This is a genomic window from Raineya sp., from assembly GCF_053497555.1.
The window spans coordinates 1-9,553 of sequence record NZ_JBRCWE010000027.1 but is presented as its reverse complement, the minus strand read 5'-3'; the positions used below and the strand labels follow the sequence as shown (position 1 = coordinate 9,553).

The following is a 9,553-nucleotide window of genomic DNA, read 5'->3' as shown; positions in this document are numbered from 1 at the left end:
GCAAGGTATTTGGTAGTGATAGAAGGGGTAATCGGTTGGACAATGCTCACCATATTTAGTGCCAGCCTTATTGCTCAACTGATGGGGTAAAAAATAAAAAGGGCTTTGCATCAAAGCCCTTTTTTCGTTTTATAGTTTAATTTCCAATAGTTCCTGAATGTTATTTTGCCACTCTTTTTCAGAAAAATCTATGAGCCAGCGATTCTGAGGCTGAAAGCAAACCACAGGAGCTAATTTACAGCGTCCTGTACAATCTGTTTTCAAAATTTCTACCTGATGATGCAAATGGCTTTTTTTGAGAGCATCTTTCAAATCTTTGTAATAGTCTTTGTTATATTTTCGGCATTTGCTTCCCATACACATACAAACTACTTGGGAAGGAATTTCATATTTTTTGCCCATTTTTCAAATGTTTAAGCAGTAGAACAATTTTCTGTTTCAAAAGCACTAATGCCAAGTTCGTGCAAAAGGCTATTTAGCTCCAAAAAAGCCTTTGCCCCTGCAAGCAAATCTTTCAGATAATAAACTTCACAAATTTCTAACTGATAGATTTGGTCATTTTGGGGCAGATAGATAATTTCTACATCAAAGGCTCTTTCAATGCGTTCCAACATTACATTCAAATTGATTTGAGCAATCACCCGCCCAAAATCTTTGAACTGCTGAAAGGTAAAAAAAGTGCTTGTACCGCCAAATTCTACCACAAAACGATGAGTATTTTCGCACTGATAGATAGCCCCCTTCTTATTGCGATACAGCTCTATCCACGATGCTTTACTTTCCATTTTCACAAATTTTTAACAAAGATAGAAACTATTTAGAAAAAATCCAAATAAAAACAGATGATTTTATACCTTAATTTAGATGATTTGCAATATTGACAGGAATTTACTTGTTGTTTTTTCTATCAGATATTGTGTGCTAAAAGATTGATTGCTACCGAATGAACGTAATTATTTACGTTCTAAAAGTTCAGCGTTTGATGTTCAAGCCTTTAAGAGCTTTATCTCCAATTTTTTTCTGTCCGACATCTATTTTCTAAAATCCTGCTTATGTTTCCTTACTGCACACCATATCTAACCAATTACAAATGAACCATACCAAAAATTGATTTCATAAATTTTTGGCAAAAGAAAAGTGAATTTTCTTACCTTTGCTCCCTAATATTTCAAAATCTATGAATCCGATTTTACAGACACTTCAAAGTTTTATCAATCAGCCTATACCTGATTTTGCTCCTCCTGTACTGAAATGGATAAACGGAACGCTCAAACAGATTGAGGAAGGTTCTGCCGAAATGCACATTTTGGTTCGTGAAGATATGTGTAACCCTTTGGGACTTTTGCACGGAGGCGTGCAAGCCCTTATTTTGGACGAAGTAATTGGTATGACGGTAGCGGCAATGGAAAAACCCTATCCTTCGGTTTCCATCAATTTAGCGATAGATTTTATTGGTAAAGCCCAAAAAGGTGATACCATTGTAGCCAAAGCCTCTGCTATTCGCAAAGGCAGACAAATTATTCAGATGAAAGGGGAAATTTTACACCTCAACGGCTCGCTGATTGCCCAAGCCACTTCTAATATGCTTAATCTTTTGCCAAAATAATCCTTATAGATTTTGGCAGAAGAAAAATTTTTTACTAAATTTGCCCCCTCAAAATTTCTGTTCAACTAAACTTGTACGAAAATGCCCAAAGTAAAGACCAATTCGGGTGCGAAAAAGCGTTTTCGCATCACAGGCACAGGTAAAGTTCGTCGCAAGCACGCTTACAAAAACCACATTCTTACCAAAAAAGAAACCAAACAAAAGCGTCGTTTGTCGCATTTTACACTTGTTTCTGATGCCGATATGCCCCGTGTGAAGGCACTTTTGAATCTGTAATTCACACAAAAAATTTTATTTGGTTCTATGGTTTCACCCGATTTCTTGGCTAAAAGTTTGCTTTTGCAACGCCAAAAATCAAAAAACAACAAAAAATTATGCCACGTTCAGTAAATGTAGTAGCCTCTCGTGCTAAAAGAAAAAAAATGATGAAGTTTGCCAAAGGTTTTTTTGGCAGACGTAAAAACGTTTGGACGGTTGCCAAAAATGCCGTAGAAAGAGCTTGGCAATATGCGTATCGCGATAGAAAGCAACGCAAAAGAGATTTCCGCCGCCTTTGGATAGCTCGTATCAATGCGGGTGTGCGTCAGTATGGACTTTCCTACTCGCGTTTTATGGGTATGTACAACAAGGCAGGTTTAGCAATGAACAGAAAGGTACTTGCTGATTTGGCAATGAACCACCCCGAAGCCTTCAAGGCGGTTGTGGATAAAGTAAAGCAATCAGCATAAAAAAATAAAGCCTCTGCCACAAACAGAGGCTTTGTTTTTATTGCACCCTTGTCAGGGTTATATCACGAATAGGATTGATAACCAGTGGCACTTTTTCAATGGTAACAAGGCTGGTATCCAAGCCAAACCATTTTTCAGGCGAAGCCGTCAGGTTTTTGATGCTTATATCGGTATTGAGAATAAATTGTTCAATGAAGGGCAAATCGTTATCCGAAGAAAGCACCTCTTCCAAAATTACAAAACGGAAATCGCCAATTACGTTTCTGCCTTTGAGCGAATGATAACGACTGCGTACATCTATTTCGCCATTGCGTACCATATCCTGAATAACCAACCGCAAGAATAAACTAACTTTTTGCTCTACTCGGAATCCCAAACGAAACTCTACTTTCACCAAATCGTTATCGGCAAGAATTTTGGCTCGGTATTCCATTGTATAAGGCTCATCTGTTACTTCAATATGCACAAACCAATAAATATCGGCACGTTTGGGCTGTTTTTGCAAAATAGAATAGATAATTTTTTGCTCTACCTTATCATCGCTTCGCATTGTACTTAAAAAAACAAGATGCGTAGCATATTTGGGTACACTGATGTCTTTGCTCAATTCTTTGATTTGCTCCAAATAGTCAGTAATTTTCACATATTCAGTCAGCCTGCGTTTGATTTCCACAGCTCGGCTACGCACCCACATCACAAAAACAATCGCCGAAGCAATTACAAACGTTACATAACCACCGTGAGCAAATTTGATAAGGTTGGTAGAATAAAAAGATAGCTCTATGGCAACGTAAATCATCAAAAAAATAGCTATTCCCCACCGAGGCACACGCCTTGATTGCAAAAAGTAAGAAAGCAGAATGGTACTCATCAGCATTGTAGTATTTACCGAAAGCCCATAAGCCGCTTCCATCGCCGCCGATTCTTTGAAAAACCAAACCACCCCCACACAACCCAAATAGAGCATTGTATTCACACTTGGAATATAAAGCTGTCCTTTGAATTTAGAAGGGTAATTGATTTTAAGTTTGGGGAAAAGATTGAGTCGTATTGCCTCGCTGACAAGCGTAAATGAACCCGAAATAAGGGCTTGGCTGGCAATAATTGCCGCAAGTGTGGCGATAATCACTCCTGTAAATACAAACCATTCGGGCATTATACCATAAAAAGGATTGATACCACTCTTGATTTTCGTTTGTGAAATAAGCCAAGCCCCTTGCCCAAAATAATTTAGCAAAAGCATTGTTTTCACAAAACTCCAACTTACCCGCACATTTCCTCTACCACAATGCCCCAAATCTGAATACAAAGCCTCTGCCCCTGTGGTACAGAGAAAAACCGCCCCAAGTATCCAAAAGCCATTGGGCATTTTTGTAAGCATTTGGTAGGCATAATAGGGATTGATAGCTTTCAGAATTTCAGGATAACGCAAAATTTGAAAAATTCCCAAAATTCCCAACATACTAAACCACACGAGCATAATAGGACCGAAACTTTTGCCCACAAAAGAGGTTCCGAAACGTTGCAGAAAGAAAATAAAAGTGATAATCAGCGTAGCCAATACCAAAATATGTGTCTCTTCTATATCAGGATTGATTTGACGCAAACCTTCAATGGCTGAAACTACCGAAATGGGGGGTGTGATAATTCCTTCGGCAAGAAGCATAGAACCGCCTATCATAGCGACCACTACCAGCCATTTGGCACGCCTGCGTACCAGCGTATAGAGCGAAAAAATCCCACCTTCGCCTTTGTTATCGGCTCGCAAGGTAATCACTACATATTTAAGTGTAGTTTGCATTGTGAGCGTCCAGAAAACCGCCGAAACTGCTCCGAAAATAAAATCTTTGTCTGCTACTCCCCCATTTTTTTCAATTGTGCTGATAACCGCCGACATCACGTAAAGCGGTGAAGTTCCTATATCTCCGAAAATAATACCCAGCGTAACCAAAGCCCCCGCTACAGAAAATTTGTGTAAATCTTTTTGGTCGTGTCCCATAACTGAAATTTTATGGTTGTTTTTTCAAAAAATTTGTATTTTAGTGCCAAATTAAAGGCTTTTTCAGCAGATTTTGAAAAAAATCGGGCAAAAAACGCATAAAATTATTTCAAAACACCATAAACAAACCTTGCTATGCTTTCAGTAGCAGAACAAATGCTCAATGCATTAGGAGATACGTGTGCGGGGATAATTATCAATGAAAAGGGAGTGCTTCTGCAAGCCAATGCTTTAGCCCAGCAACTTTTCCAGATTTCAAGCAAAAATTTCGGTAAGTTCAACTTTTTAGATAATTGCCTCAATGATGTTTTTGTAGAAAAATTGCCTGAACAAACTTGGATAGGCGATTTGGGCTACAAAATTTCGGGAAAGCCTCTTTTTACGCAAATCGTTCCTTTCGCAGAGCCTAAACAATGGCTTTGGTCTATTTATTTGCAAGTTTCGGAAACAGGAAGCCACATTGCTCCCAAATTGCAAAAAGTTCTCCAAGAAATCAGCGAAGGCGTTTTGTTTGTAGATGTAGAAAGTAGTAATATTTTGCAAGCCAATAGTTCTGCTCTCAAATATTTGCGTTACAATAGTTTAGAGGAAATTCGTAGCAAAAAATTTTCAGAAATAGAAAATGATTTAGCCCAACAGAAAAACCCTAATACTTGGAAACGCTTTCTGATTGAAGTGAAACAGCGTAGCCCCGAGCCTTACGAAATGATTTCGCTTTTTTTGCAAAAAGATGGCTCTACAATGCCCGTAAAAGCAGAAGTTTTTTATGATGAAAATGAGGGGGAGTCTTATGTTTGTGTTATTTTCCGAGATATTAGCAGTCAGGATAAATTTGTAGAGGAGCTGTTGGATAGTCAGAATAAAAAGTTTCAATTGCTCATTGAAAATTTAGAAGATTCGGTACTTTTGCTTGATGAAGCCGCTACCATTTTATACGCTTCGCCTGCGGCTCATAAAAGTTGGGGCTTTCAGAGCAATGAATTACACGGCGAGAATTTTTTTGATTTAGTACACCCTTACGATTCTTCGCTTGCTCAAAAAATCTTTTTTGAAGTCATCAATACCCGCCGAAAACTCTTTCGTACTACTTTCCGCATTGTGTATAAAGATAGCTCGGCTCATTGGATGGAAATAAAAGCCAAAAACCTGCTTCGTGAGCCTACTATCAATGCCGTTTTAGTGATTATACACAACGTAACGCAACAAACCCTGGCAGAGGAGAAAATTATTCAGGCACTTGAAACCGAAAAACGCCTCAACGAAGAGCTTGCCAAACGCGAAGAACGCCTGAAAAACACTTTGGAACTGGTTCGCCAAAAAGAAAATGAACTCAAAAAAGCCAATCAGGTACTTGAAGATGCTCAAACTTTTGCTAAAATGGGTTCTTGGTACATCAATGCCAAAACAGGTGAAATTTTTTGGTCAAGGCAAACTTTTGTTTCTTTTGGAATGAACCCCGATACCGACAAAGCCCCCAAAGACCGCCAAGAGCTTAAAGCCTACATTCACCCCGAGGATACTAATAAACTCGCCGAATATTTTGATAAAGTAATTGCAGGAGAAATTGATAATTACGAGTTAGAACTTCGTCAATATCAAAAAAATTTGGATAATTACAAGTGGTTTCTGACCAAAGCCCAAGCTATCAGAGAAAATGGCGAATTGTTGGGGGTTTCGGGTATTACCTTGGATATTCACGAAAGAAAAATAGCCGAGGAAAAAATTCGTCAGGCGAATGAAGAGCTAAGCAAAGCCAATTCGGAGCTGGATAGGTTTGTGTATAGCGTTTCTCACGACCTCAGAGCCCCTATTTCCTCGCTTTTAGGGCTTATTCAACTTGCCCGAATGACCGACAATATGTCCCAAATTCAAGAATATTTGAGTTTGCAAGAAAAAAGTATTCGCCGCTTGGATAATTTTATCAAAGATATTCTGGACTATTCCCGAAATGCTCGTTTGGATATTCAGCCCGAAGCAATTCAATTTCAAGAACTCATTGAAAACTGCTTTGAGCAGTACAATTATATGGAAAATTCCAAACGCATTTCAAAACTCGTTGAAATCAAGGGTAAAATACCCTTTTACTCCGATAAAAGCCGTTTGAATATTGTTTTCAACAATCTGCTCTCCAATGCTATCAAATATGCCAATATGCGTCAGCAAGAGCCTTTCATTGATGTAAACGTAGAAATCACACGCAAACAAGCCAAGGTAAGCATACAAGATAATGGCATAGGTATTCATAAAGACCACTTGGATAAAGTGTTTAATATGTTTTACAGAGCCAATGATATGCTCGCTGGTTCGGGCTTGGGCTTATACATTGTAAAAGAAGCTATCCACAAATTAGGTGGGGAAATCTCTTTGGAGTCAGAACTTGGCAAAGGAACAAAAATTCATTTCATCATTCCTAACCTGAAAAAACAGTAGTAACCTCAAATACTTCAACTTTTGAACTCTAAACCTTCAACTTTCAATGTTTGCCTATATTCGTGGAATACTAACGCACAAAGAACACACACACGCTATTCTTGAAACCGCAGGCGTAGGATATTTTATCAGAATTTCCTTGCATACCTTTGGCTTGCTTGGCGAAGTAGAAAAAGAAGCCTTTTTGCATACGTATTTGCAGGTGCAAGAAAATGCTCATAATCTTTTTGGCTTTGCAGAACTTTCAGAAAAGAAACTTTTTTTAGAGCTTATCAATATTTCGGGCATTGGAGCAAATACAGCTTTAGTAATGCTCTCTTCGGCAAGCCCTACCGAAATTCAGCAAGCTATTGCCAACGAAGATATTAAAACCTTGCAGGCTATCAAGGGTATAGGAGCAAAAACGGCTCAAAGGGTTGTTTTGGAACTTAAAGACAAAATGAAAAAAGAGTTTTTCGTAGAAAGCGGAAAAACTGCCCAACCCATACCTTTTTACAGGTCTGTAAAAGAAGAAGCTATTACGGCACTCGTTGTTTTAGGGCTTGCTCGCAATGTTGCTGAAAAAAATGTAGAAGCTATTCTCAAACTCAAAGATGGCAATGCTACCGTAGAGGAAGTTATCAAATTAGCCCTGAAAATGTAGCGTAATACAATTTTGATAACCCAAAGGTTTCATTTGCAATAGGGAAACAGGATTTAGGTAATTGATTTTTGGCAAAAAATATAAATTTCTTGACTTTACAAGACTTTTTCAACTTCTTCGCTTATCATTCTACTACCCCTTGGGACTTTCTGCAAGAAAGTTTTTGGATAGCCTTTGGCTTGCTTTTTCTACTATTTTCTATCACCTACCGAAAAATTGCTTTACGAAATTTTATTTTGCTTGTATTTAGCTTTTTCTTTTACTACAAATCCAGTGGCTTTTATTTTTGGCTTCTTATTTTTAGCACCCTTACCGACTTTTATTTTGCTCTTTGGATTGCAAAAGCCCAAAAACGCTTCACTAAAAACATTTTTTTATTTTTGAGCGTGCTTTGTAATTTGGGTATTTTAGCCTACTATAAGTATGCCTACTTGCTTACTAATTTTTTGAATAGGCTTTTGGGAACGAATTGGGTTGCCAAAGATTATTTGGCAGAACTTTCAAACGTGCTTACAGGCTCAAACTTTGAAGTTAGTCAGATTTTTTTGCCTGTGGGCATTTCGTTTTATGTGTTTCAAACTTTAAGTTATACGATTGATGTGTATAGAGGTAAAATATCTGCTACTCGGAATCTGCAAGATTTTGCACTCTTTGTGAGTTTCTTTCCGCAGTTGGTAGCAGGTCCTATTGTACGTGCTACGGAGTTTTTACCCCAAATCCAAGAGCCTTATTCGGTAGAAAAAACGGAAATAGGTCGGGCTTTTTGGCTGATTATTGCAGGAATGACCAAAAAAATTCTCGCCGATTATATTAGTTTGAATTGGGCAAGTCGCACTTTTGAAAACCCTTACACGTATTCAGGTTTTGAGCATCTTTTGGGCGTGTATGGCTTTGCCTTGCAAATTTACTTTGATTTTTCAGGTTATACCGATATTGCGACAGGTTTGGCTTTGCTTTTGGGCTTCCGCTTGCCATTGAACTTCCTAAAGCCCTATCATAGTACCAATATAACAGAATTTTGGCGGCGTTGGCATATTTCATTATCCTCTTGGCTTCGCGACTATTTGTATATTTCTTTGGGGGGCAATCGTAAGGCATCATTTTTCACGTATCTTATGCTGTGGGTAGGCATAGCCATTGCACTGCTTTTAGACGGATTAGAGCCTGCTTCACTTGTTTTTGGAGGTTTGAGTGCTATTTTTTGGCTTTTATGGATTCGTAAGTTCAAAGATTTTTGGGGTTATGCAGGTTTGCATATTTTAGTTGTTTGGGCGGGATTTCTCTATACCCAACAAGCCCTGATTAGTTTTTTTAGCATTGTGTTTGTTTTTTTGATGTGGCTTTCGGCAATTTGGAGCAGTAGCCGAAGACTCACCCTAAGCACCGATGCCAATCTTATGCTTACAATGCTCTTGGGGGGGCTGTGGCACGGAGCCGACTTGCGTTTTATTGTTTGGGGAGCTATGCACGGCTTGGCTTTGGGGGTACATAAGTCTTGGATGCCCATTGCCGAAAAACTTGCTTTGCAGAAAAGTAAAGTTTGGAACTTTCTTTCTCAAATTCTTACATTTCATTTTGTATGTTTGGCTTGGATATTTTTTAGAGCAAATCCTATTGAAGTAGGTAATGGTAAAATGATTTCTGCCTTTGAGGTAGCTCAAATTATACTGCTCAAAATCACCAAGCAATTTGCTTGGGAAAATGCAGCAGAAATACTGGTAGCCTATCATAAAGTCTTTTTAGTGATAGTTCTGGCTTACTTTTTATACCTTTTTCCTGCCAAGTGGAAAAGTTTTTTGCAAGAAAAATTTGTCCAAAGCCCCGAATGGGCAAAAGCTGTCTTTATTTCTTTATGGATTATTTTTTTCTATTACCAAGTATGTTCTTTGCAAAATCAGCCTTTTATTTATTTTCAATTCTATTACATTTACGTTTGCTTTGATTTTTTTTATTTCTTTTCGAGTGTTTATATCTATTACCGAAATAGTTTCGGCATCGGGATGCGTCCAGTTAAAATCTCCATATGCAGAGTTTGCTGTAAAAATTAAATTATCATAATATTCTATACCTTCGGGCTGTGGTCCGGTATTAGTTGCGAAAATTATCTCTCCATTTTTATAATTAAATATAATTGCTTTATTATTAAA

General features: G+C 38.1%; 9 protein-coding genes. 6 read left to right on the top strand and 3 right to left on the bottom strand.

From position 1 onward, the window contains the following. Positions 1-129 precede the first annotated feature (129 nt). Positions 130-402 carry a (2Fe-2S) ferredoxin domain-containing protein gene (locus ACWITO_RS03135; RefSeq protein ID WP_448528553.1) on the bottom strand — a complete coding sequence of 91 codons (273 nt, stop codon included), beginning with the start codon at positions 400-402 and terminating at the stop codon, positions 130-132. A gap of 11 nt (positions 403-413) precedes the next feature. Then, on the bottom strand, positions 414-785 hold the full coding sequence (locus tag ACWITO_RS03130) for a DUF6686 family protein (protein WP_448528552.1): 372 nt from the start codon (positions 783-785) through the stop codon (positions 414-416). Positions 786-1,177: 392 nt separating this feature from the next. On the opposite strand from ACWITO_RS03130, the gene ACWITO_RS03125 reads away from it, so the two are divergent. The 3 genes from ACWITO_RS03125 to rplT all read left to right on the top strand — a co-directional run bounded on the left by ACWITO_RS03125 (position 1,178) and on the right by rplT (position 2,334). Then, positions 1,178-1,606: a PaaI family thioesterase gene (locus tag ACWITO_RS03125; protein ID WP_448528551.1), complete on the top strand. Its 429-nt coding sequence runs from the start codon at positions 1,178-1,180 to the stop codon at positions 1,604-1,606. Positions 1,607-1,687: 81 nt separating this feature from the next. Next, positions 1,688-1,882 carry a 50S ribosomal protein L35 gene (gene rpmI, locus ACWITO_RS03120; protein WP_101357908.1) on the top strand — a complete coding sequence of 65 codons (195 nt, stop codon included), beginning with the start codon at positions 1,688-1,690 and terminating at the stop codon, positions 1,880-1,882. A 98-nt stretch (positions 1,883-1,980) separates the two neighbouring features. Beyond that, positions 1,981-2,334 carry a 50S ribosomal protein L20 gene (gene rplT, locus ACWITO_RS03115; RefSeq protein WP_448528550.1) on the top strand — a complete coding sequence of 118 codons (354 nt, stop codon included), beginning with the start codon at positions 1,981-1,983 and terminating at the stop codon, positions 2,332-2,334. Between the two features lie 37 nt (positions 2,335-2,371). Here the strand turns inward: rplT and ACWITO_RS03110 are convergent, their stop codons facing one another. Beyond that, on the bottom strand, positions 2,372-4,333 hold the full coding sequence (locus ACWITO_RS03110) for a KUP/HAK/KT family potassium transporter (RefSeq protein WP_448528549.1): 1,962 nt from the start codon (positions 4,331-4,333) through the stop codon (positions 2,372-2,374). A 135-nt stretch (positions 4,334-4,468) separates the two neighbouring features. On the opposite strand from ACWITO_RS03110, the gene ACWITO_RS03105 reads away from it, so the two are divergent. The 3 genes from ACWITO_RS03105 to ACWITO_RS03095 all read left to right on the top strand — a co-directional run bounded on the left by ACWITO_RS03105 (position 4,469) and on the right by ACWITO_RS03095 (position 9,454). Next, on the top strand, positions 4,469-6,763 hold the full coding sequence (locus ACWITO_RS03105) for a PAS domain-containing sensor histidine kinase (RefSeq protein WP_448528548.1): 2,295 nt from the start codon (positions 4,469-4,471) through the stop codon (positions 6,761-6,763). A 46-nt stretch (positions 6,764-6,809) separates the two neighbouring features. Then, positions 6,810-7,406 (top strand): Holliday junction branch migration protein RuvA, encoded by a 597-nt coding sequence (gene ruvA, locus ACWITO_RS03100; RefSeq protein ID WP_448528547.1) that lies wholly within the window; start codon positions 6,810-6,812, stop codon positions 7,404-7,406. Between the two features lie 89 nt (positions 7,407-7,495). Next, positions 7,496-9,454 carry an MBOAT family O-acyltransferase gene (locus ACWITO_RS03095; protein ID WP_448528546.1) on the top strand — a complete coding sequence of 653 codons (1,959 nt, stop codon included), beginning with the start codon at positions 7,496-7,498 and terminating at the stop codon, positions 9,452-9,454. Positions 9,455-9,553 lie beyond the last annotated feature (99 nt).

Coding starts and splice junctions, on each gene's coding strand:
- ACWITO_RS03130 (WP_448528552.1), bottom strand. CDS start 785: ATGGAAAGTAAAGCATCGTGGATAGAGCTGTATCGCAATAAGAAGGGG.
- ruvA (WP_448528547.1), top strand. CDS start 6,810: ATGTTTGCCTATATTCGTGGAATACTAACGCACAAAGAACACACACAC.
- ACWITO_RS03105 (WP_448528548.1), top strand. CDS start 4,469: ATGCTTTCAGTAGCAGAACAAATGCTCAATGCATTAGGAGATACGTGT.
- rpmI (WP_101357908.1), top strand. CDS start 1,688: ATGCCCAAAGTAAAGACCAATTCGGGTGCGAAAAAGCGTTTTCGCATC.
- ACWITO_RS03110 (WP_448528549.1), bottom strand. CDS start 4,333: ATGGGACACGACCAAAAAGATTTACACAAATTTTCTGTAGCGGGGGCT.
- rplT (WP_448528550.1), top strand. CDS start 1,981: ATGCCACGTTCAGTAAATGTAGTAGCCTCTCGTGCTAAAAGAAAAAAA.
- ACWITO_RS03135 (WP_448528553.1), bottom strand. CDS start 402: ATGGGCAAAAAATATGAAATTCCTTCCCAAGTAGTTTGTATGTGTATG.
- ACWITO_RS03125 (WP_448528551.1), top strand. CDS start 1,178: ATGAATCCGATTTTACAGACACTTCAAAGTTTTATCAATCAGCCTATA.